24 protein-coding genes are annotated in these 23,665 nt (G+C 33.7%); 12 read left to right on the top strand and 12 right to left on the bottom strand.

Features of this window, described 5'->3' with window-relative positions:
• Positions 1-55: 55 nt before the first annotated feature.
• From G7034_RS05935 to G7034_RS05905, 7 genes are read right to left on the bottom strand one after another with little or no spacing between them, the layout of a single operon-like run.
• Positions 56-436 carry a hypothetical protein gene (locus G7034_RS05935; RefSeq protein ID WP_166400052.1) on the bottom strand — a complete coding sequence of 127 codons (381 nt, stop codon included), beginning with the start codon at positions 434-436 and terminating at the stop codon, positions 56-58.
• Positions 426-1,364, bottom strand: a complete 939-nt coding sequence (locus tag G7034_RS05930; protein WP_166400051.1) for a UDP-3-O-(3-hydroxymyristoyl)glucosamine N-acyltransferase — start codon at positions 1,362-1,364, stop codon at positions 426-428. The genes G7034_RS05935 and G7034_RS05930 overlap by 11 nt, the downstream gene beginning before the upstream one ends.
• Positions 1,365-1,370: 6 nt before the next feature.
• Entirely contained in the window at positions 1,371-1,937 is a 567-nt protein-coding gene (gene efp / locus G7034_RS05925; protein WP_166400050.1) for an elongation factor P, read from the bottom strand.
• Between the two features lie 10 nt (positions 1,938-1,947).
• On the bottom strand, positions 1,948-2,730 hold the full coding sequence (gene lpxA, locus G7034_RS05920; RefSeq protein ID WP_166400049.1) for an acyl-ACP--UDP-N-acetylglucosamine O-acyltransferase: 783 nt from the start codon (positions 2,728-2,730) through the stop codon (positions 1,948-1,950).
• The gene (locus tag G7034_RS05915) at positions 2,731-4,140 is read right to left on the bottom strand and encodes a bifunctional UDP-3-O-[3-hydroxymyristoyl] N-acetylglucosamine deacetylase/3-hydroxyacyl-ACP dehydratase (protein ID WP_246166760.1); all 1,410 of its coding nucleotides are present in this window, start codon (positions 4,138-4,140) and stop codon (positions 2,731-2,733) included. It lies immediately after the preceding gene.
• On the bottom strand, positions 4,133-5,161 hold the full coding sequence (lpxD, locus tag G7034_RS05910; RefSeq protein WP_166400048.1) for a UDP-3-O-(3-hydroxymyristoyl)glucosamine N-acyltransferase: 1,029 nt from the start codon (positions 5,159-5,161) through the stop codon (positions 4,133-4,135). The genes G7034_RS05915 and lpxD overlap by 8 nt, the downstream gene beginning before the upstream one ends.
• 23 nt (positions 5,162-5,184) lie before the next feature.
• On the bottom strand, positions 5,185-6,414 hold the full coding sequence (locus G7034_RS05905) for an HD domain-containing protein (protein WP_166400047.1): 1,230 nt from the start codon (positions 6,412-6,414) through the stop codon (positions 5,185-5,187).
• A gap of 32 nt (positions 6,415-6,446) precedes the next feature.
• Between G7034_RS05905 and porX the strand changes: the two genes are divergently transcribed.
• The 6 genes from porX to G7034_RS05875 all read left to right on the top strand — a co-directional run bounded on the left by porX (position 6,447) and on the right by G7034_RS05875 (position 11,619).
• Positions 6,447-7,997: a T9SS response regulator signal transducer PorX gene (gene porX / locus G7034_RS05900; RefSeq protein WP_166400046.1), complete on the top strand. Its 1,551-nt coding sequence runs from the start codon at positions 6,447-6,449 to the stop codon at positions 7,995-7,997.
• A gap of 9 nt (positions 7,998-8,006) precedes the next feature.
• On the top strand, positions 8,007-8,426 hold the full coding sequence (tsaE, locus tag G7034_RS05895; RefSeq protein ID WP_166400045.1) for a tRNA (adenosine(37)-N6)-threonylcarbamoyltransferase complex ATPase subunit type 1 TsaE: 420 nt from the start codon (positions 8,007-8,009) through the stop codon (positions 8,424-8,426).
• Positions 8,427-8,485: 59 nt separating this feature from the next.
• Positions 8,486-9,685, top strand: coding sequence for an alanine dehydrogenase (locus G7034_RS05890; RefSeq protein ID WP_166400044.1), 1,200 nt, complete (start codon positions 8,486-8,488; stop codon positions 9,683-9,685).
• A 101-nt stretch (positions 9,686-9,786) separates the two neighbouring features.
• Positions 9,787-10,074: a 4a-hydroxytetrahydrobiopterin dehydratase gene (locus G7034_RS05885; protein WP_166400043.1), complete on the top strand. Its 288-nt coding sequence runs from the start codon at positions 9,787-9,789 to the stop codon at positions 10,072-10,074.
• Positions 10,074-10,319, top strand: a complete 246-nt coding sequence (locus G7034_RS05880) for a hypothetical protein (RefSeq protein WP_166400042.1) — start codon at positions 10,074-10,076, stop codon at positions 10,317-10,319. The genes G7034_RS05885 and G7034_RS05880 overlap by 1 nt, the downstream gene beginning before the upstream one ends.
• A 97-nt stretch (positions 10,320-10,416) precedes the next feature.
• Positions 10,417-11,619, top strand: coding sequence for an MFS transporter (locus G7034_RS05875; RefSeq protein WP_166400041.1), 1,203 nt, complete (start codon positions 10,417-10,419; stop codon positions 11,617-11,619).
• A gap of 360 nt (positions 11,620-11,979) precedes the next feature.
• Here G7034_RS05875 and G7034_RS05870 read toward each other — a convergent pair whose 3' ends face one another.
• The gene (locus tag G7034_RS05870) at positions 11,980-12,930 is read right to left on the bottom strand and encodes a phosphoribosylaminoimidazolesuccinocarboxamide synthase (protein WP_166400040.1); all 951 of its coding nucleotides are present in this window, start codon (positions 12,928-12,930) and stop codon (positions 11,980-11,982) included.
• Between the two features lies 1 nt (position 12,931).
• Positions 12,932-13,882, bottom strand: a complete 951-nt coding sequence (locus G7034_RS05865) for a PhoH family protein (protein ID WP_166400039.1) — start codon at positions 13,880-13,882, stop codon at positions 12,932-12,934.
• A 94-nt stretch (positions 13,883-13,976) separates the two neighbouring features.
• On the opposite strand from G7034_RS05865, the gene G7034_RS05860 reads away from it, so the two are divergent.
• The 5 genes from G7034_RS05860 (at position 13,977) to G7034_RS05840 (ending at position 18,070) form a co-directional block, all read left to right on the top strand.
• A complete protein-coding gene (locus tag G7034_RS05860) occupies positions 13,977-14,807 on the top strand; it encodes an SAM hydrolase/SAM-dependent halogenase family protein (RefSeq protein ID WP_166400038.1) in 831 nt (276 codons plus the stop codon).
• 2 nt (positions 14,808-14,809) lie between these two features.
• Positions 14,810-15,106, top strand: a complete 297-nt coding sequence (locus G7034_RS05855) for a putative quinol monooxygenase (protein ID WP_166400037.1) — start codon at positions 14,810-14,812, stop codon at positions 15,104-15,106.
• Positions 15,107-15,109: 3 nt separating this feature from the next.
• Complete coding sequence (locus G7034_RS05850; RefSeq protein WP_166400036.1) at positions 15,110-15,841, top strand: ABC transporter permease subunit; 732 nt, start codon at positions 15,110-15,112, stop codon at positions 15,839-15,841.
• A 1-nt stretch (position 15,842) separates the two neighbouring features.
• Positions 15,843-17,504 carry a gliding motility-associated ABC transporter substrate-binding protein GldG gene (gene gldG, locus G7034_RS05845; RefSeq protein WP_166400035.1) on the top strand — a complete coding sequence of 554 codons (1,662 nt, stop codon included), beginning with the start codon at positions 15,843-15,845 and terminating at the stop codon, positions 17,502-17,504.
• A gap of 131 nt (positions 17,505-17,635) precedes the next feature.
• Complete coding sequence (locus G7034_RS05840; protein ID WP_166400034.1) at positions 17,636-18,070, top strand: copper resistance protein NlpE N-terminal domain-containing protein; 435 nt, start codon at positions 17,636-17,638, stop codon at positions 18,068-18,070.
• Positions 18,071-18,356: 286 nt separating this feature from the next.
• On the opposite strand, the gene G7034_RS05835 is transcribed toward G7034_RS05840, so the two are convergent.
• The 3 genes from G7034_RS05835 to mnmE all read right to left on the bottom strand — a co-directional run bounded on the left by G7034_RS05835 (position 18,357) and on the right by mnmE (position 22,041).
• Complete coding sequence (locus tag G7034_RS05835; protein WP_166400033.1) at positions 18,357-19,319, bottom strand: SDR family oxidoreductase; 963 nt, start codon at positions 19,317-19,319, stop codon at positions 18,357-18,359.
• Between the two features lie 447 nt (positions 19,320-19,766).
• A complete protein-coding gene (locus tag G7034_RS05830; RefSeq protein ID WP_166400032.1) occupies positions 19,767-20,297 on the bottom strand; it encodes a hypothetical protein in 531 nt (176 codons plus the stop codon).
• A gap of 334 nt (positions 20,298-20,631) precedes the next feature.
• Positions 20,632-22,041, bottom strand: coding sequence for a tRNA uridine-5-carboxymethylaminomethyl(34) synthesis GTPase MnmE (gene mnmE, locus G7034_RS05825; RefSeq protein WP_166400031.1), 1,410 nt, complete (start codon positions 22,039-22,041; stop codon positions 20,632-20,634).
• Positions 22,042-22,451: 410 nt separating this feature from the next.
• On the opposite strand from mnmE, the gene G7034_RS05820 reads away from it, so the two are divergent.
• Positions 22,452-23,636 (top strand): IS110 family transposase, encoded by a 1,185-nt coding sequence (locus G7034_RS05820; RefSeq protein WP_166399234.1) that lies wholly within the window; start codon positions 22,452-22,454, stop codon positions 23,634-23,636.
• Positions 23,637-23,665 lie beyond the last annotated feature (29 nt).

Here is a 23,665-nt window from a genome sequence, read left to right as displayed (position 1 = left end):
ATTTTTGTTTAACAAATGTAATTTTTTTCCGCTGATTTTAAAAACAATTTGATTATTATTTTTCTTCGCGATTACTCCTATGGCTCATTATTTCTCCACCTACAATTAAATTGTCTTCAATTTCCCAAAAACAAGAAAACTCACCTAGCGGAAGAACATCTTCGGCTTCTAAAGTTTCCACATCATAAGAAAAGCTAATGGCTACTTTATTACCTTCTGCAATGCACTGATTAAGATTAAAATCTAAGCCATGAAAAGATTTTCCCATCTCTACAATTAATTCTGAAAACTCCTTCCCGGTTAAATGCCTAATACCTGTGGTACCATTCCACTCTATAGTAGCTGAAGGTTTTAAATACCTACCTAAAATTTGAGGATTATTATAGAAATCTGATGACAAAAAATCGATAATCAATTGTTTGTTCTTAGTTGTCATTTTTAAGCTTTTTTATTAGTTGAGGAAGCTGACTTAAACTGGCCACTTCTCTTGCTTTTTGTTTAAAAGGTCCAGCAGGTGAACCAAAATATGTTCCTTTATCTATTACTTCTTTTCCAACACCAGATTGTGCTAAGAAAACGCTTCCTTTGGCTATTCTAATTCCACTAATCACGCCAACTTGTCCCCAAAAAGTTACTTCATCTTCCACTATTACGCAACCCGCAATACCAACTTGAGAAGCAATTAAACAGCGTTCTCCAATTTGAGTATCATGACCAATTTGTACTTGATTATCTATTTTAGTTCCTTTTCCTATGCGTGTTGTTCCTGTAACACCACGATCAATTGAAGTTAAGGCTCCTATTTCTACATCATCTTCAATAGCAATATCTCCTGTAGAAATTAGTTTGTCAAAATGGTCTCCCCGGTTTTTGTAATAAAAGGCATCTCCTCCTAAAACACTTCCTGAGTGAATAATTACCTGATTGCCAATTTTGGTTCCACTTCCAATACTCACATTAGCGTGAATTAAACAATTTTGACCAATTTCAACATTCTCACCTATAAAAACATTAGGTTGTATAATGGTATCCTTGCCTATTTTAGCTGTTGGTGAAATTGTGCTTAAAGCGGGCTGAAACTTTTGAAAATGACTTGCTAACTTGTTGAAAGCTGAAAAAGGATCTTCTGCAATTAACAATGCTTTGCCTTCAGGACAATCTACTTTTTTATTAATGAGTATTACAGTTGCTGCCGAATTTAACGCTTTTTTGTAGTACTTTGGATGATCTACAAAAACTATATCGCCTGGTTCAACCATGTGTATTTCATTCATCCCCTGAACAGGAAAATCAGCTCTACCTATAAATTCACAGGATAAAATTTCGGCTATTTGAGAAAGATGATAAGTGATTGGAAACTTCATTCAGTTTTATTCTTTTATTCTTTCTTTGTAAGTTCCTTTTTCCGTTTCAACTTTAATCTTATCTCCTTCATTAATAAATAAAGGAACATTAACTGAAGCTCCTGTTTCTACAGTGGCTGGTTTAGTTGCATTGGTAGCTGTATTCCCTTTAACACCAGGTTCTGTATGAGTTACCTCTAAAATAACATTAGCAGGCATTTCTACAGAAAGTGGCAAATTGTCTTCAGTGTTGATTATTACTGTAACAACTTCACCTTCTTTTAATAAATCTGGGCGATCTAAAGCAGCTTCAACCAACCTAATTTGCGTATAGTCTTCGGTATTCATAAAATGGTAAAATTCACCCTCCTGATAAAGGAATTGAAACTTGTGTGTCTCTACCCGAATTTCTTCTATTTTATGACCTGCAGAAAAAGTATTTTCTACTACTTTACCAGTAGTAACGCTTTTTAATTTAGTTCTTACAAAAGCTGGTCCCTTGCCAGGTTTAACGTGTAAAAACTCTGTTATTTTATAAATGTCATGATTGTACTTAATACAAAGTCCGTTTCTAATATCACTTGTTGTTGCCATAATTGTTTTTTTAATTTGTGAAATATCCTTTCATTATACCACGTTGCGAATTCTTAATAAACTGAAGAATTTCATCACGCTCTGGAGTAGCTTCCATTTCAGCTTCAATGATGGAAACTGCTTGCGAATTATTGTAATTTTTTTGGTAGAGAATTCTGTAAATGTTTTGAACTTCTCTTATTTTTTCAGTATCAAATCCTCTTCGCCTTAAACCTACCGAGTTTATTCCAACATAAGATAAAGGTTCTCTTGCTGCTTTCACGTAAGGAGGTACATCTTTCCTTACCAAAGAACCTCCTGTAATAAATGCATGCTTTCCTATGCTACAAAACTGTTGCACAGCAGACATTCCAGCTAAAACAGCAAATTCTCCTACAGTGGTATGACCAGCTAAGGTAGAGTTATTTGAAAACACACAGTTATCACCAACAATACAATCGTGTGCAATATGACAATATGCCATAATCCAACAATTTTTTCCAACGCGAGTTGTGCCTCGATCTACTGTACCTCGATTAATGGTCACACATTCTCTAATCGTTGTTCCATCTCCAATTTCAGTAGTGGTCTCTTCATCATCAAACTTTTTATCCTGAGGAACTGCTGAGATGACAGCGCCAGGAAAAATACTTACGTTTTTTCCAATTCTAGCGCCTTCCATAATGGTTACATTAGAGCCGATCCAAGTACCTTCACCTATCACCACGTTATTGTGAATGGTTGTAAAAGGTTCAATGACTACATTTTTGGCAATTTTTGCGCCGGGGTGAACGTATGCTAAAGGTTGATTCATCTAGTCTTCTTTTTTCTGTTTTACTATTTGTGCCATCAATTCGGCTTCACAAGCTAGTTTTCCATTGGTATATGCATAAGCTTGCATGTGGCAAATACCTCTCCTTATTGGAGTAATCAATTCTAATTTAAAAATAAGGGTGTCTCCAGGAACCACTTGTTGCTTAAACTTAACATTATCTATTTTCATAAAAAACGTCAAATAATTTTCAGGGTCTGGAACAGTACTTAAGGCTAAAATACCGCCCGTTTGTGCCATGGCTTCAACCTGTAAAACTCCCGGCATAACAGGCTTACCAGGGAAATGTCCAACAAAAAAAGGTTCATTCATGGTAACATTTTTCACGCCAACCACGTAAGTATCGGTAAGCTCGTATATTTTATCAACCAACAAGAAAGGCGACCTGTGCGGAAGCATTTCCATAATTTGGTTAACGTCTTTCAACGGACAAGCATTTAAGTCGATTTTGGGCACTTTATTGCGTTTTTCCATTTTAATAATTTTGGAAAGTTTTTTAGCAAACAAAGTATTTATTGTGTGACCAGGTTTATTGGCAATAACTTTACCTCTTATTCGTGTTCCCACTAAAGCTAAATCGCCGATAACATCTAGCAATTTATGTCGAGCTGCTTCATTGGGATGATGTAGTTCTAGATTATCTAAAATACCATTCGATTTAACAGCAATGTCGTCTTTATCAAAAGCTACTTTTAGTTTTTCCATAATTTCAGGAGAAAGTGCCTTATCTACATAAACAATTGCATTGTTTAAATCACCTCCTTTAATTAAACCGTGTTCTAACAAGGCTTCTAATTCATGTAAAAAACTAAAAGTTCTTGAACATGCAATTTCATCTTTAAATTGAGAAATATTAGAAATTGACGCATTTTGTGTTCCAAGCACTTTTGTACCAAAATCTACCATTGTGGTTACTTGGTATTCATCTGAGGGCATCACAAGAATTTCAGAGCCTGTTTCTTCATCGGTGTAAGAAATCACATCTTGCACCACAAATTCATAGCGGTCTGCATTTAACACTCGTTTTCCTGCCTTTTCTAAGGCTTGAACAAAAGCTTTAGAAGAACCGTCCATAATTGGTGGTTCTGAAGCATTTAACTCAATAATTACATTATCTATATCTAAACCAACACAAGCAGCTAGTACATGTTCTGAGGTATTAATACTTACTCCATTTTTTTCTAAGCTTGTACCTCTTTGTGTGGAAGTTACTAGATTAGCATCTGCTGGAATTTGCGGATTTCCTTCTAAATCAGTTCTTACAAATACATAACCTTGGTTAGCTTCAGCAGGTTTGAAAGTAAGCTTTACTTGTTTGCCTGTATGAAGACCTACTCCATTTAATGAAACTTCATTATTAATAGTGGTCTGTTTGGCTTTATTCTTACCCATTTTCATTAAGTTGTTTGTCAATATTATTGATTTGTTTTACTATTTCAGGTAAATTCTTAAAATGTACATACGATTTATTGAAATCGCCGTAATTTATTGCTGGTGTTCCCTGCAAGACTTCATCGTCTTTAACATTTCTTCCTATTCCTGTCTGTGCTTGAATTTTCACTCGATCACCAATTTGTATATGCCCCACAATTCCAACCTGACCTCCAATTAAGCAATGCTTACCAATTTTGGTAGAACCAGCAATTCCGGTTTGAGCCGCTATGGCTGTATGCTCACCTATTTCAACATTATGGGCAATTTGTATTTGATTATCAAGCTTTACTCCTTTTCTAATAATGGTAGAGCCTAATGTGGCTCGATCAATAGTAGTTCCTGCGCCAACATCTACATGATCTTCAATAATCACATTACCAATTTGAGGTACTTTTTTGTATTCGCCTTCATCATTAGGAGAAAATCCAAAACCATCGGCTCCTATAACACATCCTCCATGAATAACACTGTAATCTCCTATAAGTGTTTCAGAATAAATTTTACTCCCTGCAAATACAATTACGTTATTTCCAATCTCAACATTATTTCCTATGTAGGCATGCGGATAAATCTTTACATTATCGCCTAATTTTACATTTTTACCAATATAGGCAAATGCTCCAATGTAAACAGATTCTCCGTAAACTGCACTATCATCAATGTAACTTGGTTGTTCTATGCCTGATTTGCTTAATTTTACTTGATTGTAATAATCAAGTAGTTTTGAAAAAGCTTCATAAGGTTGAGCTACTTTAATTAAAGTAGTAGAAAGCGCTTCTTGTGCTTCAAAATCTTGGCTTACAATACAAATACTCGCTTGGGTTGAATATATATAAGAAGTATATTTAGGATTAGCTAAAAAGGTTAAGGAACCTTTTGTTCCTTCCTCTATTTTAGAAAGATGATCTACTTCAACACTTCCATCACCAACAACTTGGCCTTCTAAAATTTCTGCTATTTGTTCTGCTTTAAATTTCATTTTGACAAAAATAGAAAAAAAACTTAATTATAAAATTTTGGATAGCATATATAATATTTAACTACGGGTTGTGATAGCGCTTTTAAGTTAAATTGATCACTTGCTTTAGCTACATCTTTTGTTTTTCCATTTTTGTAAAGAATATTAATTTGCTCTTCTTTAGCGCGATAAGCCGTATTTGAAGTCTTTCCTGTAAACACAAAGTAAGTTGCCTCTTCCTCGCTAATTTGATAAATTTCCCTTACCTTCTTTAACTTTTCAGCAATCTTATTTTTGCTCAATGCTTTACTTTTAAGCTTAATTTTTAATAAATTTCTGTCAATTAACATAGAACATAAGTTACTCAGCACAAAATCTTTATGGGTAGTCCATTTCTTAATTGCAGATATTACATCATAATCATCTAATTTAGAAAAAGTAGTCAAGATTTCACTATTTAGTTGACTTTCTGAAACATTTTTTTTCAAAAAGAAATCCAAATTTTCGGAACTTTCAACAGCTACCGAATTATTTTTTAAATATTTTGCACGCTTAAATATCTTAATTAGTAGTTGTTCTGCTACCAATCCTGTTTTATGCAAATAAACTTGCCAATACATTAATCGCCTGGCCACTAAAAACTTTTCAACCGAATAAATTCCTTTTTCTTCAATCACCAATTCATTATCGGCAACATTCATCATAGTAATAATTCGTTCAGAATTAATATTTCCTTCGGCTACTCCTGTAAAAAAACTATCGCGTTTTAAATAATCCAAACGATCTATATCTAACTGACTAGCTAAAAGTTGCTGTAAGTACTTTTTAGGGTGTTTTTTAGTAAAAATTTGAATAGCTAAATCTAAACGACCTCCAAAGATATCATTGAGAGATTGCATGAACTTTAATGAAATTGTTTCATGACTCACCCCTTCTATAATGCTGTGTTCCATAGCATGAGAAAAAGGTCCGTGACCAATATCGTGTAATAAAATAGCTACTAGCAAAGCTTCTTCTTCTTGTGAAGAAATTTCAGTTCCTTTAAAGCGTAAAATACTTACTGCTTTTCGCATTAAATGAACACAACCTAAAGCATGATGGAAACGTGTGTGATGAGCCCCTGGATAAACTAAATAAGACATGCCCATTTGCGAAATCCTGCGTAATCTTTGAAAATAAGGATGTTCAATTAGGTCGAAAATTAATTCAGAAGGAATGGTAATAAAACCATAAACAGGGTCGTTAATTATCTTAAGTTTGTTTCTTTTGTTCAACTGAATAAGATTTTAAGCAAATATATACAATTATGACTAAGATAAGCGTACTTTGGGTAGATGATGAAATAGATTTACTTAAACCTCACATATTATTCCTTGAAAAAAAAGATTATGAAGTTACCACTTGCCAAAGTGGTACTGAAGCTTTAGAAGAGGTGAAAATTAAAAATTTCGATATTATTTTCCTAGACGAAAACATGCCTGGCCTCACAGGGTTAGAAACCCTCCACGAACTGAAGTCTTATAATAGTCAAACGCCTGTGGTTATGGTTACTAAGAGCGAAGAAGAGAATATTATGGAAGAAGCTATTGGAGCTAAAATCGCCGATTACTTAATCAAGCCCGTAAATCCTAATCAGATTTTACTTTCCATAAAGAAAAACCTAGACCACAATCAATTAGTTAGTCAGAAGACTTCCTCTAATTATCAGCAAGAATTCAGGAAAATTGCTATGGATTTATCTATGATTAATTCGTATCAAGAATGGATTGACATTTACAAAAAACTGGTTTACTGGGAGTTGGAATTAGACCAAGTTAATGACGAAAGTATGTTAGAAATACTTCAATCTCAAAAAACAGAGGCTAATAATGAATTCTTTAAATTTATTGAAAAGAACTACGAATCTTGGTTTAAACAGGGCGAAGAAGCACCTGTTTTGTCGCATACTTTACTTAAGAAAAAAGTGTTTCCATTAGTAAATAAGAAACGACCAACCCTTTTGGTAGTCATTGATAATTTGCGCTACGATCAGTTTAAAGTATTTGAAGAGCAGATTAATAAATACTACAAAAAAACTGAAGAAGAAAGCTTCTTTAGTATTTTACCTACCGCCACTCAATATGCTAGAAATGCTATGTTTTCAGGTTTGATGCCCGCTGATATGGAAAAAATATACCCTGAATATTGGAAAAATGACACCGAAGAAGGGGGTAAAAATAATCATGAAAAAGAATTTTTGGAAACTCAAATTAATCGATTAGGTAAAGATATTGACTTCGATTATATCAAAATAACAAACTTTAGGAGCGGTAAAAAGCTAGTTGAAAATTTCGGTCGGCAGAAAAATAAAGATTTAACTGTTTTAGTGTATAATTTTGTTGATATGCTTTCGCATGCAAAAACTGAAATGGAAGTTATTAAAGAGTTGGCTGCAGATGACAAATCCTACCGTTCAATAACCGATAGTTGGTTTAAAAATTCGCCTTTGCTTGAAGTTATTCAGCAAGCCAAACATATGGGCTTTCAATTAATGATAACCACCGATCATGGAACCATCAATGTAAAAACGCCTTCTAAAGTAATTGGCGATAAAAACACGAGTTTAAACCTTCGTTATAAAACAGGAAAAAGCTTGACTTTTGAAGCTAAAGATGTATATGCGGTAAAAAAACCTAAAGATATTCACTTACCAAGTATAAACATGAGTAGTTCATTTATTTTTGCACGAGGTGATTATTTTTTAGCTTACCCCAATAATTTTAATTACTATGTTAATTATTATCGAAATACTTTTCAACATGGTGGCGTTTCTTTAGAAGAAATGATTATTCCATTTGGTGTATATTTGCCGAAGTAAATTTGAATTATGGATTTTTCAGCTGAATATTCTCTTAATAACCTCCATCAAATAGGGAAAGAAATCATATCAAAAGCGCAACACCAGAGCCTGTTGTTTTATGGCGAAATGGGGGTAGGTAAAACCACTCTAATCAAGTCTATTGTTCAACTTTTAGAGTCAAATGATGTGGTGAGTAGTCCTACTTTTTCTCTTGTGAACGAGTACCATATCCCCAAGGGAAGAATTTTTCATTTTGATTTGTACCGAATTAACAATGAAGAAGAAGTAGCCGATATTGGTTTTGAAGATTATTTTTATGAGGAAACTGATTGGCAATTGATTGAATGGCCTGAATTAATTCCTAATTTAATTCCTGAAAAACACACTGCTATTTATATTCAATTACTCAATTCGAATCAACGAAAGATCGATTTAAAAAATTTCTAAAAGAAGTTTGTGGTTTTCTTTTAATTTTTGTTAATTTAGGATGTTTTTAAAACCATAAAATGAGTCAACCCACTACCCCGTTTACCAAAAAAGAATTGCTTCCACAGGAAGAAATGTTAGAGTTAAAAAGAGATAAAGGCGAATTGTTTATTGGTATTCCTAAAGAATGTAATTTTCAAGAAAAAAGAGTCTGTTTAACTCCTGACGCAGTAGCTGGAATTACCGCTAACGGTCACCGAGTCTTAATGGAAAAAGGAGCAGGTTTACATGCTAATTTTACCGATCAAAATTACAGCGATGCAGGAGCTGAAGTAACAAGCGATTCTTCAAAGGTTTTTGGTTGCCCTATAGTTCTAAAAGTAACACCGCCAAGCCTTCAAGAGTTGGATTTAATGCACCCTCATTCTACATTAATTTCGGCACTGCAATTAAAAACAATAGAAAAATCTTATTTTAAAAAGTTAGCCGACAAACGAATTACCGCCTTAGCTTTCGATTTTATTAAAGATGAATACGGTAGTTATCCTGCGGTTGAAGCTTTAAGTGAAATAGCTGGAAATGCTTCAGTATTAATTGCCTCCGAATTACTCTCTAATACTTCAAACGGAAACGGATTAATGTTTGGTAATATTAGCGGTGTCCCGCCTACCGAAGTAGTTATTTTAGGAGCCGGTACGGTTGGGTTTTACGCTGCAAAATCTTCTTTAGGTTTGGGGGCTAATGTTAAGGTATTTGATAGTTCACTCACTAAGTTGAGAAAAATTCAAAAAGAATTAGGGCAAAACATTTACACCTCTACCTTACAACCTAAAAACTTAATCAAATCTCTAAAACGTGCAGATGTTGTTGTTGGAGCTGTGCGCGGTAAAAACAGAGCACCAATTATAGTTACTCAAGAAATGGTGGAAAAAATGAAGCAAGACTCGGTAATTATTGATGTAAGCATTGATATGGGTGGGTGTATTGAAACTTCAGAAATAACCACACATGATCACCCTGTGATTAATAAATTTGGCGTTATTCATTATGGTGTTCCCAATATACCTTCTAGATACGCACGCTCTGCCTCCGTTTCTATCAGCAATATCTTTACTCCTTATTTATTGCATATTGGTGAAGAAGGTGGTATTGAAAACGCACTTCGCTTTGATTTAGGACTTAGAAACGGATTGTATGCCTACCACGGAGTGATTACCAAAAAAGCCATAGCCCATTGGTTTGGTATTGAATATAGAGATATAAATTTACTGATTTTTTAAAGGTTATAAAACGGGCCTTAGCTTCATAAAATAAAAAGCAACATTTATGAAGTTGATAAGATTTTTTACCATGCTTTTTTTTAAATTCACTCAAAATTTAAGTGATGAAATTATCTAAAAAAGAAATACAAGAAAAAATTGCTAATTTGTCTGATTGGACTTACAATGAAAATGCAATTCACACTAAAATAGAGTTTGAAAACTTCAAGGAAGCCTTTAGCTTTATGACGCGAGTAGCTTTTGAAGCCGAAGCACAAGCTCATCACCCAGAGTGGACCAATGTGTATAACCAAGTGGAAGTTTCTTTAGCAACGCATGACGCAGGTGGTGTAACCCAAAAAGATTTTCAACTTGCCAAAACAATTGACCAACTTTTAGGCGAAGAATAATGAGCAGAAAAATTAAATTTATTTGGGACTTTAGAGGCCCAGATGCAAAAAAAATCGCAACCCATCACTGCATTCACTTAAACGAATACATTAAAAAAGAAAAACTGAGTCTGCAAGTAGTTGGTGATGAAAAAATTTCTGAAATTCACCATATAGCTTTCATGCTTGTTGATGAGGTTTCGATGAAAAAACATAGAGATGCACTACAGCCTCACCGCGGGCAAGTTTATACCGAAAAAGCTTAGCCTATTAATTTAATTTTTGAAATCCATCCTATTCGCTAAATTTCATTTACATAGCTTTGTGCCTTCATCATTTTATCAACACCTAAACAACTAAGTAGTGATTAGCTATTTAAAAAAGCATCGTTTTTTGATTGGATTTGGGTTTTTGCTAACTTTTCTTTCAAGTTTTGGGCAAACCTTTGTAATTTCATTATATCTACCGAATATTCAGGAATCCTTTGATTTATCGGATGGTGAATTTAGTTCGGTGTATTCAGGAGCCACTTTATTAAGCGCATTTACCATTACTTGGTTAGGTCGCTTTATTGATAAAGTTAGGTTAACCAGATTTACTAAAGCCGTGATGCTAAGTTTGATTGTGTTTTTATTACTCCTGGCCTTTTCTTACCATATTGCTGTTTTATTTATTGCCCTTTACGGAATGCGCTTGTTTGGACAAGGTATGCTTTCACACACTTCCATAACCAGTATGGCGAGATTTTTTGAAAAAGGAAGAGGCAAAGCTATTAGTTTTGCTTCCTTAGGTCATTCTTTTGGAGAAGCCTTTCTGCCAATTATACTAGTAGGCGCAATGTATTGGATAGGCTGGCGATTTACGTTAGTTGCTTCGGCTGGCTTTTTAGCTTTTTGTATTCCTTATGCCATTTACTTGCTAAGAAAAAACTCTAATTTTTCGCAATTAAGAAAATACATTCCTAAGCCTTTTTCTAAAGAAGAAGAAAAAAGTGCAAGGCCAATTACTATTTTAAAAACCCAAGCTTTTTGGATGATTATGCCAAGTAGTTTAGCCGCTGCTGCCATTGGAACAGGTTTTTTGCTTTTCAAATTAAAATTAGGCATCGCCAACGATTGGTCGCCTGCCTTTATTGCCGGTGGATTTACTGCTTATGCTGTAGGAAACGCAGTAAGTAATCTTGTTGCTGGCTTTTTAGCTGATCGATTTTCAGGCAAAAACCTCTTCCCTATTTATTTAATTCCTGGAATTATTGGTATTTCTATGCTCTTAGTTTCTTCAGAAATGTGGGTGTATATTGCCTTAATTGGTGGTATTGGTGTCACAAATGGATTTGGCTCAACACTAAAAAATGTTACTTTGGCCGAAGTTTACGGAGAACGAATTATTGGCTCTGTGCGAAGTCTTTTCACTACAGTAATGGTTTTTTCTACCGCTTTAGGCCCCCTTCTTTTTGGTTTTTTACTTGATTTTGGCTATAGTTTTGAATACATAGGTATCATTGCCATCATTATTTACCTAATCTGTAGCTTAAATGCACTTCGAATTATAAAATTGAAAATATAAATAAATTTTGACCTTGATGACAATTAAGTAAGGAATTAATTTTTTGTTCCACAGAAAAACCAAATTGTATCGAAGTACGATTACTGAGTGATTTGAATTTCAGTAAAAATCAAATTGTACCGAAGTATGGTTACTGAGTGATTTGAATTTCAGTAAAAATCAAATTGTACCGAAGTATGGTTGCTGAGTGATTTGATTTTCCAGTAAAAATCAAATTGTACCGAAGTATGGTTACTGAGTGATTTGAATTTCAGTAAAAATCAAATTGTATCGAAGTATGGTTACTGAGTAATTTGAATTTCAATAAAAATCAAATTGTATCGAAGTATGGTTACTGAGTGATTTGAATTTCAATAAAAATCAAATTGTATCGAAGTAATTCAATACATTTTTCTCAATACGCTGATTGATATTCGTTAAATCAGCTTTGATAAAACTTTTACCCGTAATTTTCTCGTACAATTCAATATATCGTTGGGTAATTTCATTGATGAATTGTTCTGGTAAGATTGGGATTTCTTGTCCTTCTTTACCTTGAAATCCTTGTTCTATCAACCATTCTCTCACAAATTCCTTAGAAAGTTGTCGTTGTTTTTCGCCTTTAGCTTGTAATTCTTCATAAGTATCGCCGTAGAAATAACGTGAAGAATCGGGAGTGTGAATTTCGTCAATGATTACAATTTTACCTTCAGCAGTTTTTCCAAATTCATATTTAGTATCTACTAAAATCAAACCACGTTCATTAGCCATTTGACTTCCTATTTCAAAAAGTTCATGGGTATATTTTTCAAGAATTTCGTAATCTTCTTTACTAACAATATTCTTGGCTAAAATAGCTTCTCTAGAGATATCTTCATCGTGGTCACCTACAGCAGCTTTAGTGGTGGGTGTAATGATAGGTTTTGGCAAACGATCGTTTTCTTTCAATCCGTCAGGTAAACTTACCCCACAAATTTCACGTTTTCCCGCTGCATATTCGCGGTAAGCATGTCCAGCTAAGTAACCACGAATCACCATTTCTACCTTAAAAGGTTTACAGGCAAGACCAATACTAACATTAGGATCTGGGTGAGCTATTAACCAATTAGGAACAATTTCTTGAGTAGCCTCCAACATATAACAAGAAAGTTGATTTAAGATCTGACCTTTATAAGGGATGCCTTGAGGCAAAATTACATCAAAAGCACTTAGACGGTCGGTGGCAACCATAATCATTTGATGATTTTCCAGAAAATAAACTTCTCTAACTTTTCCTTTATAAACAGATTTTTGATTTGGAAAATTGAAATTGCTTTCAGCTAATGTTGACATCTTAATTATTTTCTAATTCTTTGTAAGCATTGATAATTCGTTTTACTAATCGGTGACGGATAACGTCTTTATCATCTAGAAATAGAGTTCCCACACCTTTTACGTTTTTTAGTACCAAAAGGGCTTCTTTTAGTCCAGAATTTATTCGTCTTGGCAAATCAATCTGTCCTGGGTCTCCGGTAATCATGAACTTGGCATGTTTTCCCATTCGGGTTAAAAACATTTTCATTTGAGCTGTAGAAGTATTTTGAGCTTCGTCTAGAATTACAAAAGCATTATCTAAAGTTCTTCCACGCATAAAGGCCATTGGTGCAATTTGAATGACGCCTTTTTCTATATAAGCTTCTAATTTTTCATGTGGAATCATGTCTCGCAAAGCATCATAAAGCGGTTGCATGTAAGGGTCCAACTTTTCCTTTAAATCGCCTGGCAAAAACCCAAGATTTTCTCCAGCTTCAACTGCAGGGCGAGTTAGAATAATCCTCCTTACTTGTTTGTTTTTTAGAGCTTGAACCGCTAAGGCAACGCCTGTATAGGTTTTTCCTGTTCCAGCTGGACCAACGGCAAAAACCATATCGTTTTTACGCATTAATTCAACCAATTTCTTTTGATTGGGCGTTAGCGGTTTAATTTGTCTTCCCCCTACACCATGAACTAAAACTTCAGAAGCAAAATCAGCTTTGTTTTCTTCCGCATTAACATCTGAAGTAAGAATACGTTCAATGCTTACTTCGTCAAGTTTGTTGTATTTTGAAAAATGCTCGGCCAACAAGGTAATGCGAAGGTCAAATTCCTCAAGCAGTTCCTCATCACCAAAAGCTTTGATTTTATTTCCCCGAGCAACTATTTTGAGTTTGGGGTAATATTTCTTGATTAATTCAATGTTTGCATTGCGACTTCCAAAGAAATCACTAGGATTAATTTCAGAAAGTTCTATAATAAGTTCATTCAAAGGCGGAAGATTTATACATTATAATTAAATTCGCATTACAAAAATAAACAAAATAATTCAGCTTACAGCTAGTTTTAGTTTAAGAAAAAATGAAATGCCAATAATTACCTTAACTTCCGATTTTGGAACAAAAGATCACTCGGTGGCTGCCGTAAAGGGGGCTTTATATTCTGAGCTTTCTCAAGTAACTGTTGTTGATATTAGTCACGAAGTACCTCCATTTCATATTACTGAGGCTGCTTATATTATTAAAAATGCTTATCACAATTTCCCTAAAGGAAGCATACACATTATTGGTATTGATTCAGAATTAACTCCAGAAAATAAGCATTTAGCTTTGTTTTTAGATGGACATTATTTTATTTGTGCCAATAACGGAATTATGTCCTTAATTGCTAAGGAAATTAGGCCAGAAAAAATGGTAGAAATTAATATTCATAATTCAATTGATACTAATTTTACTGTTTTAGATGTTTTTGTTCGCGTTGCAGCTCATATTTTTAGAGGCGGTACACTTGAAGTAATAGGTAAGCCTATTCAGGCAATTAAGGAAATCAAAAATATTGAACCTGTTTTATTGGAACAAAAAAACCAACTTATTGGTCATGTTTTATACATTGATAACTTTGGCAACGTTGTTACCAATGTAACCAAAAAGTACTTATTACAAGTAGCTAAAGGAAGAAAAATTAAAATTAAAGTTAGAGGAATTGAGTTTAACCAAGTTTATGATAGTTATAGCGACGCCATTAACTTTAACGAACCCAAGGATAAACGCGTTGAAGAAGGGAAGAAAATAGCTCTTTATAATGCTTCAGGCTATTTAGAATTAGCCATTTACCGAAGTAATTTAAACACCGTTGGAAGTGCCTCAAGTCTATTTGGGTTAAAACTCATGAGCACCATCAACATAAATTTTAGCTAAATATGCTTATACGAATTGTAAAAATGACCTTTAAGAAAGAAGAGGTAGAGAATTTTCTCAATCTATTTCATACCAACAAAAATAAGATTAGAAACTTTGAAGGTTGTCAACACCTTGAACTTTATCAAGATCAAAAAAATCCATGTTTGTTCTTTACTTACTCTTTTTGGGAATCTGAAAAAAAACTGAATAATTATAGAAATTCAGATTTATTTGCCGATGTTTGGAAAAACACAAAAGTAAAATTTAGTCAGCGGCCAGAAGCTTGGTCAGTCAACCAACTTGTTGAATTAAAGTGATTTATGAAAGCTATATTTTATAAGGAATTACAAAGTTTTTTCACTAATCCGTTAGGGTACATTATTGTTGGTGTTTACTTAATGATGAACGCTTTGTTTTTGTGGTGGATTAATAACGATTTTAATATTTTTGAATCAGGTTACGCCCAACTAGTCAATTTTTTTGAACTCAGTTCCTGGTTATTTATCTTTATTGTTCCTGCTATGGCTATGAAAAGCTTTTCAGAAGAAATTAAACGAGGAACCATAGAAATTATCTTCACACAACCCATCACCACCTGGCAATTGGTTTTAGGTAAGTTTTTAGGGCATTTAGTCTTAGGTATTTTTGCTTTATTGCCAAGTTTATTTTATATCTTTAGCCTTTCGCAAATAGCTGAGAGCTCTAATTTAATAGATTATGGAGCTATTGGTTTAGGCTATTTAGGTTTAATTTTATTAATCAGCTGCTTTACAGCTATTTCATTGTTAACTTCAAGCTTCACCAGTAATCAAATTACTAGCTTTTTAGTGGGGGTTGTAACTTGTTTGATTTTATTCTATGCATTTCACGGCATTAGCACATTTCAACTATTTGGCTCAGAAATTTATAGTCTAGAATACCTTAGTTTGCATTACCATTTTGCTAGTTTAAGTCGCGGTGTGGCAGATACACGAAATGTTTTATTTATGCTTTCGGTTAGCTTTTTGTTTTTATTGATTACCTATCAACGCATAGAAAAATTAAAAAACTAATATGAAAAAGTCTATTCAACAATTAATAATAGTGGTTATTGGTTTGGTGTTGATTAACTTTTTAGCCGCCAATAAGTTTGCTCGATTTGATTTTACCATAGATCAACGGTACAGTATTTCTGAAGCATCAAAAAGTTTACTTTCCGAAGTAAATCAACCTTTAAAAATCAAAGTTTATTTAGCAGGAGATTTACCTTCTACATTCAAGCAACTTCAGTTAGAAACCCGCTACTTACTTGAAGAATACAAAGCACAAAATCCTAACATAAGTTTTCAATTTGTCAATCCTGTTGAAGACGGAGAAGATGCTACAGAAATAGCAAAAAAATTTTATGAGCAAGGAATGACTCCTGAGCGAGTAAATATTGCTGAAAATGGAAAAGTTACCGAACGAATAGTTTTTCCATGGGCTGAAGCTTCCTACCAAGGAGAAAAATTTCCCCTACCTTTACTAAAGAAAAAGATTGGTGCCGAAACTGAAGAAATGCTAACGGCTTCTATTCAGCATTTAGAGTATGCTTTTAGTGATGGACTTCGTAAACTTGTGAAAGAAAGAAGCAAGAAAATTGCTGTTCTTAAAGGAAAAGGGCAATTGGAAGACAAGTATATAGCCGATTTTTTTAGAAGTTTACGAGATTATTACCTTATTGCGCCATTTACCTTAAGAAGCATTGAAAATGAACCCAATAAAACACTTGAGCAATTAAATGAGTTTGATTTGATTATTGATGCAAAGCCCGAAAAAAAATATAGCGAAAAAGAAAAATATGCGTTAGACCAATACTTAATGCAAGGAGGAAAAGCTTTGTGGCTTGTAGAACAAGTCACTGCCGAACAAGACAGTTTAAAAAAATCTGGTAGCACTTTAGCTTTTCCAAAAGAATTAGATTTATACGACTTCTTTTTTAATTATGGCGTTAGAATTAATCCTCAGTTAGTAAATGATTTGTATTCTGCGCCTATAATTTTAGCACAAGGAAGCGGAAGTCAGGCTCAATTTAATCCTTTTCCATGGATGTATAAACCCTTGGCAGCGCCAGCAGGTAATCACCCTATAACTAGTGCTATTGAGCGCGTTCAATTTGATTTCGCTAACCCTATTGATTTATTAAAAACAGACATTAATCAAACTGTACTACTCCACTCTTCCGAACTCACTAAATTAGAAGGTGTTCCCCGAGAAATTAGTTTAAACCTTATTGAAAAAGAACCTAATTTTTCAACTTATACTAAGCCTAATCAAGCCTTAGCGGTTTTATTGGAAGGCGAATTTAAATCGCTTTATAAAAACAGAGTTCTGCCTTTTGAAAACCCCAACCACTTAGACAAAAGTTTACCTACCCAACAAGTGGTAATTAGCGATGGTGATGTGGTGAAAAATAAGTTACGAAGAAATCAACCCGAAGAATTAGGTTTTCAGCCGTTTACAGGAGAAACCTATGGAAACAAAACCTTCTTAATGAATACCGTTAATTTTTTATTGGATGATGATGCCTTATTGGCTTTGCGAAACAAACCTGTTATTTTAACTCCTATTAGTGATGAAGTTTTAGCGAAGTCTAATTACTTTTGGGCTCTATTTAATCTTATTGCTCCGCTAGCCTTTTTATTTGTTTTTGGAGGCTTATTAATAAGGCGAAGAAAGAAAAAATTCGCCTATTAATTCGTCAATTCTTTGAAGACCTAGTACGAATTTTTTGCTGGCATGAATCAGCAAAAAAAACAACTGAATTCTGATTGATATTGAATAAACTAAAATATTTTACTAAATTTGAGAATTATAAAACTTAATTTATGAGAAAAGTTACTTTACTATTTATGGCTTTTATTACGCTAATTGCTTGTGAAAGTGATAAAAAACAAACTGAGGCAACTAAGAAAAAACCAGCTGAGCAAGAAGAAATAGATGCTTACGAAAAAGAGCAATTAGTAGATTATTACGGAGAATACAGTGGCGAACTTCCATGTGATGATTGCGAGATGATTTATTTTAAAATCGCATTAGACAAAAAACAATATTACTTAAAATACGCTAAATCTTCTAGTTCTGGGGATACTTATTTTGAAGAGGGAAATTATGCCTTGAAAGAAAATGTTCTAATTTTTTATTCTGAAAAAAATAACTGGCGTTTTAAGCTAAAAGACCAAGGACTATTAATGCTTAATTTTGAAGGTAGAGAACTAAGGGAGGGAGAAATGAATCAATATTATTTAAATCGAATTAACTAATTTGAAAAAATCAACCTTTATTAAAGACTGGGAAAATACAAGGAAAAAAGGCCGTAGGTCTTATTCCTTGTATCACGGTTTTGGATTTGGGTTAATTATTTTTTTATTTTATTGCATTATTAACTATTACTTATCTGGCGAAATAAAAACCAGTTTCTTTAGTTCACAATGTTTAACCGCTTTTGTTTTTTTGAGCCTAGCAGGTGTATTATTTTACTTCTTCATCATCTGGCCTTTTAATGAATTTTTTTATAGAAAATCTCAAAAATAAAGGGTTTTGTGTAGCTTATTGATTAAATTTTTTCCAAGTTATTTTTAATCCTTCTCTTACTGAAAATTTAGGTTGATAATTTAATAATTCTCTTCCTTTAGAAATATCCGCTAAGGAATCTCGCACATCGCCTTGTCTTGGTGGACCATAATTAGCTTCTACTTCTACGCCAGATATTTCTTTTAAGTCGCTCCACAATTGGTTCAAGCTAATACGTTCTCCGTAGGCTACATTATAAACTTCATTAATAGCTTCTTTTGGAGCGAAAGCAGCTTTTATATTTGCTTGAATGGCATTTTCAACAAAGGTAAAATCCCGCGTTTGTTCGCCATCACCGTTAATAGTAGGTGCTTTTTCGTCTTTTAAAGCTTGCATGAATAATGGAATTACTGCCGCATAAGCGCCATTTGGACTTTGTTTAGGTCCGAAAACATTAAAGTAACGCAAGCCAATAATTTCAATTCCGTAAGTTTTCGCAAACACATCAGCATAAAGCTCATTAACGTATTTGGTGACCGCATAAGGCGAAAGTGGTTTGCCTATGTTTTTCTCTACTTTTGGCAGAGCCTTAGAATCACCATAAGTAGATGAAGAAGCTGCATACACCAATCGTTTTACGCTTTTCGATTCTTTTTGAGCTACAAGCATATTTAAAAAACCTGAAACATTTACTTCATTAGAAGAAATTGGATCATTAATAGAGCGTGGAACAGAGCCTAAAGCAGCTTGATGTAAAACAATATCAATTCCTTGCATAGCTTTTTTACAAATTGATAAATCACGGATATCTCCTTCTATAAACTCAAAATTCGGATGACTTTCAAACTCTTTAATATTCTTGTAATAACCGTTAGAAAGGTTATCTAAAACAACTACCCGTGGGCAATTATTACTGAGTAAGTGTTCAACAATATTACTTCCTATAAAGCCAGCTCCTCCGGTTATTAAAAAATTGTTGTATGCTATGTTGTTTTTCATAATTTTTAAAATTAATTAGAAACGAATATAAAATGTAAATCTACAGAAGCTTAAATAAAATATTGTTTTAGATTTTTTTAAAAGGGAATTACCAAGAATAATTCCCACTCTAAAAAAGCCTTATATAGAGCTCATTTAATTTAAATTAATATTGCTAAAATTTGTGCTTATAATGAGCACAAATATAGAATAAATCAGTGTTTAAAAAAAATATTAATGCTTAAATACTAATTTATCTTAGCTTCTAAATTCAATTTACTTGTTATATATTCTAACTCTTTAAAATCGTTTATTCTTGTCTAATTAAATCAAAATATTTCCACTTATTTTATACTCTTCTTTAATATAAAAATATTGTTTTCACCATTCTTCTTCTTTTCAGCTCTTCTGCTAACTTTTTGATAGTTAAATCATAACTCTTTAGTTCACGAAAATATAGTGTTCTTATTATGATTTATAAAATTTATCCTTTCCCCATTGCTTAGGATTTTTGATGATATAATTTGATATGTTTCGAAAAGCCCTTTCATTGCGAATGATATGCTCGTAATAATTCCGTTGCCATATTTTGAAATCTAAATTAATGATTTTTTTTGTCGCCGTTGGGGCGAATCCCTCTGTTGGGGCGAATTGCGCCGGTGGGGCGAATTGCGCCGGTGGGGCGAATTGCAATTCGCCCGTACTATAATTTTCCTTTTTATCTCCCTCTTTTAATTCGCCCGAATTAGAATTTTTAATTAAATCCTTAATCCTTTTTATCGTGGCTATTTTATAGCCGCGAATAATTGATCCGATGCTTTGCGAAGGGGATTTGAATGCGCCGATTTCTGGGGTGTTGCTCTTTTGAAAGGTGATTTCTAAGATGCCATGCATGTGGTTAGGCATGATGATGTGTTCATGAAGCGATACGTTATCTCTTATGTTTGGAGTGTTGAGCCATTCATGATCGGCTATTTTTCCGAAAGCGTTTAGCTGCATTTCGCCATTTTTGATTTCGCCAAAAATAGGTTCTCGGTCTTGTATGCAAAGCGTAATAAAGTACAATCCTTCTTGCGTATAATCGTATCCTTTTAAGCGGATAGATCTGCGGTGATGGTATTTAGGATTTTAATTGGACATAAATAATAGGTGTATAAGCTAGTTGTATTCAAAACTCGAATTTAATAAATTATTTTCATTCAATCTGAAAACCAAAGCGTTAATTCAATACGCATGACATTTTAAGATTTAAAAACCACAACTATCAACATCTCAAATCAACTCGCATTTCTCAAGTTGATTCGATAAACCAAAGAAAAAATTAGTCTAAAAATCACTTCCCAATACAAAAATTAGCAAAAATATTCCCTAAAATTTCATCGTTGGTCACTTCTCCAGTAATTTCACCAATATGGTAAAGGCATTGCCTGATATCAATGGCCAACAAATCTGAAGTCAATCCAGCGGTTAATCCTTCTTGTACGCGATTAATTTCTTCTAATGCACCTAATAAGGCTTGGTAATGACGCGAATTAGTGACAATTGCATCTTGATTTTGCAAGGCGCCTGTATCTACAAATTCCAATAACTTGTTTTGCAATTCCGCTACCCCCTCTTTTTCCTTAGCCGATAAAAATAAAAGCTTTTCAAAATGAATTGCTAACTCCACTTTTTGGTCAGGCGTTAATAAATCTGCTTTATTGGCAATCAAAAGATAAGGACGATTTGGAAATTTCTCATTTAAATCAGTTACCGCTTTTTTAATGCTAGTCAAATGTCCTTCATGAAGTTTTCCGTCTTCAAAAAGCAAAGTGGTATTAAGTAAGTGAACAACGACTTGCGATTGCTCTATTTTTTCGAAAGTACGCTGAATTCCTAAGCCTTCAATAGTGTCTTCAGTTTCTCTAATCCCCGCCGTATCAATAAATCGAAATCCAATTCCCTTAATCGAAATCTCATCTTCAATCGTATCTCGCGTAGTTCCTGCAATATCACTTACAATAGCTCGTTCTTCGTTCAAAAGCGCATTCAATAAAGTCGATTTCCCAACATTGGGTTCGCCTACAATGGCTACTGGAATGCCTTTTTTCAGGACATTCCCTACTGAAAATGAATCAATTAATCGCTGTAAAGTTTTCTGAATTTTCATCACTAAAGCCTGAAACTCATCGCGATTAGCAAATTCAACATCCTCTTCAGAAAAATCTAATTCCAATTCAATTAACGAAGCAAAATTGAGTAATTGTTTTCGCAACTGACTCAGTTCATTGGCAAAACCGCCCCGCATTTGTTGCATGGCCAATTGATGACTTGCCGCATTTTCAGATGCAATTAAATCGGCTACCGCTTCTGCCTGGCTCAAATCCATTTTGCCGTTGACAAAAGCACGTAGGGTAAATTCGCCAGGTTCAGCGGCTCGCCCCCCTTTCCGAATCAATAACTGTATCATTTCCTTCAAAATAAAAGCACTTCCGTGGCATGAAATTTCTACCACTGGCTCCCCCGTATAAGAGCGATTTCCACGAAAAACTGAAACCAAAACTTCATCTAAAATTCGTTCTCCATCTTTAATCACCCCCAGTTGTAAGCTATGCGATTTCTGTTCCAACAAAGAGGTCTTCCCCTTCGGGAAAAACACCGGATTCACTAACTCAATAGCCTCACTCCCACTCACTCTCACTACACCAATCGCCCCGCTTCCGTTGGGAGTTGCTAAAGCAATAATACAATCGTTTTTATTCATGCCACAAAATTACTAAAAACTAAGATTGTGCATTCAATTTATTCTATTTAATTAGGGCGTTTTAACGGGCTGTCCGCTACAAGTCCGCAGTGCGCTAATAAGTAGTATAAGCCTTTCCAAGAGCTTCCTTTGGGTCGCTTTTCCAAGGCAATACTACTAAATTAGCTCACTTTACGGGCTCATATCTTTGTATTTTTAAACAGTTAAATCATTAAAGCTAGGGTAGCAAATTGTTTGCGGGCTAGTTACAATCATTGATTGATAATGCTGATAAAGGCAAATCTATCCTAGTCTTTTTCTTAAAGATTCAATAGTACCTAAATACTATAATTTAGTTATAGATATTGTATTACATGAGCAAAGTCTTAGAGAAAAATTTTAATGATTATTACGCAAAAAATACTTTTATTATGAATTTAAAATTTTCAGTAGGTCTTGATGTGTCAAGTAAAAAAGTAGATGCTTGTATAAGCACGATAGACTGTAATCAAAGCGTGAAGGTTAAGTCTTCTTGTAGTGTTTCTAATTCAAAAGCAGGCTTTTTAAAGCTAGTAAAATGGATTGATAAATGGACAAAAAAAGAGTCTATTCCAATAGTTGTTAGCTTAGAAGCTACTGGTGTTTATCACGAAGAACTTGCTTATTATCTAGATGATGCAGGGTATAGAGTTTCTATTATTTTACCAAACAAAGCAAAAAAGTATTTACAATCTATTGGCTTAAAAAGTAAGAATGATAAAATAGACGCTAAAGGTTTGGCACAAATGGGGGCAGAACAAAATTTATCTCAATGGATTAGACCTAAAGATGTTTTTGTAAGCCTAAGGTCTTTAACACGACAGTATCAATCCATTCAGGAATCGATTACGGTAGAAAAGAATAAGCTACATGCAGAAGAACAATCAGCTTTATCAAACAAGCATGTGATTAAGCAAATGAAAAGCCATATACGTTTCTTAGAAAAGCAAAAAACAAAGACAGAAATTGCTATCGAAGAAGTCATAAAAAGTGATGAGGAGCTAAAATTAAAAGTAGAGAATATTTGCACAGTTAGAGGATTATCAATACTTTCTGTAGCTACTGTTATAGCAGAAACAAATGGATTTAATCTGTTTAAAAATTACAAGCAACTAGTGAGTTATTCTGGGTATGATGTTGTAGAAAATCAATCAGGTTCTCATAAAGGCAAGACAAAAATATCGAAAAAGGGAAACTCAAGGATTAGACGAATTTTACACATGCCATCGTTAATAGCAATAGGTTCAGAAGGGACAGTTTTTAAGAACCTTTACCTTAGAGTTTATGAAAGAACAGGCATCAAAATGAAAGGTATTGTCGCTGTTCAAAAAAAATTATTGTTAACAATTTATTACTTGTGGAAAAAAAACGAACCCTTTGATATTAATTATCAAAATAAAGGAAATAAAAATATCCAAGAGGAGGAGAAGGAGCTTTCCTCTCGGTACGCCTCTGAAAGAGGCGAAAAAAATAGCCAAACAAAAAGTTTGGCTATACAAGGTAAACATCCAGTGAGTGATCAAAGTATGCTTCCTCTCGGTAAAATCAAAGATAAAAAAATTATGGTTGAAAATTAAAAAAATGTTTGGATTTAAAGATAGTACCT

The sequence above is a fragment of the Psychroflexus maritimus genome (genome assembly GCF_011089875.1).
GTDB classification, from domain to species: Bacteria; Bacteroidota; Bacteroidia; order Flavobacteriales; family Flavobacteriaceae; genus Psychroflexus; species Psychroflexus maritimus.
This window is presented reverse-complemented; position numbering and strand designations above follow the sequence as displayed.

Bases quoted from the DNA above. Each gene is read 5' to 3' on its own strand.
- G7034_RS05935 (WP_166400052.1), bottom strand. From the start codon at position 436: ATGACAACTAAGAACAAACAATTGATTATCGATTTTTTGTCATCAGAT.
- G7034_RS05930 (WP_166400051.1), bottom strand. From the start codon at position 1,364: ATGAAGTTTCCAATCACTTATCATCTTTCTCAAATAGCCGAAATTTTA.
- efp (WP_166400050.1), bottom strand. From the start codon at position 1,937: ATGGCAACAACAAGTGATATTAGAAACGGACTTTGTATTAAGTACAAT.
- lpxA (WP_166400049.1), bottom strand. From the start codon at position 2,730: ATGAATCAACCTTTAGCATACGTTCACCCCGGCGCAAAAATTGCCAAA.
- G7034_RS05915 (WP_246166760.1), bottom strand. From the start codon at position 4,140: ATGGGTAAGAATAAAGCCAAACAGACCACTATTAATAATGAAGTTTCA.
- lpxD (WP_166400048.1), bottom strand. From the start codon at position 5,161: ATGAAATTTAAAGCAGAACAAATAGCAGAAATTTTAGAAGGCCAAGTT.
- porX (WP_166400046.1), top strand. From the start codon at position 6,447: ATGACTAAGATAAGCGTACTTTGGGTAGATGATGAAATAGATTTACTT.
- tsaE (WP_166400045.1), top strand. From the start codon at position 8,007: ATGGATTTTTCAGCTGAATATTCTCTTAATAACCTCCATCAAATAGGG.
- G7034_RS05890 (WP_166400044.1), top strand. From the start codon at position 8,486: ATGAGTCAACCCACTACCCCGTTTACCAAAAAAGAATTGCTTCCACAG.
- G7034_RS05880 (WP_166400042.1), top strand. From the start codon at position 10,074: ATGAGCAGAAAAATTAAATTTATTTGGGACTTTAGAGGCCCAGATGCA.
- G7034_RS05870 (WP_166400040.1), bottom strand. From the start codon at position 12,930: ATGTCAACATTAGCTGAAAGCAATTTCAATTTTCCAAATCAAAAATCT.
- G7034_RS05860 (WP_166400038.1), top strand. From the start codon at position 13,977: ATGCCAATAATTACCTTAACTTCCGATTTTGGAACAAAAGATCACTCG.
- G7034_RS05855 (WP_166400037.1), top strand. From the start codon at position 14,810: ATGCTTATACGAATTGTAAAAATGACCTTTAAGAAAGAAGAGGTAGAG.
- G7034_RS05850 (WP_166400036.1), top strand. From the start codon at position 15,110: ATGAAAGCTATATTTTATAAGGAATTACAAAGTTTTTTCACTAATCCG.
- gldG (WP_166400035.1), top strand. From the start codon at position 15,843: ATGAAAAAGTCTATTCAACAATTAATAATAGTGGTTATTGGTTTGGTG.
- G7034_RS05840 (WP_166400034.1), top strand. From the start codon at position 17,636: ATGAGAAAAGTTACTTTACTATTTATGGCTTTTATTACGCTAATTGCT.
- G7034_RS05835 (WP_166400033.1), bottom strand. From the start codon at position 19,319: ATGAAAAACAACATAGCATACAACAATTTTTTAATAACCGGAGGAGCT.
- G7034_RS05830 (WP_166400032.1), bottom strand. From the start codon at position 20,297: ATGCAGCTAAACGCTTTCGGAAAAATAGCCGATCATGAATGGCTCAAC.
- mnmE (WP_166400031.1), bottom strand. From the start codon at position 22,041: ATGAATAAAAACGATTGTATTATTGCTTTAGCAACTCCCAACGGAAGC.
- G7034_RS05820 (WP_166399234.1), top strand. From the start codon at position 22,452: ATGAATTTAAAATTTTCAGTAGGTCTTGATGTGTCAAGTAAAAAAGTA.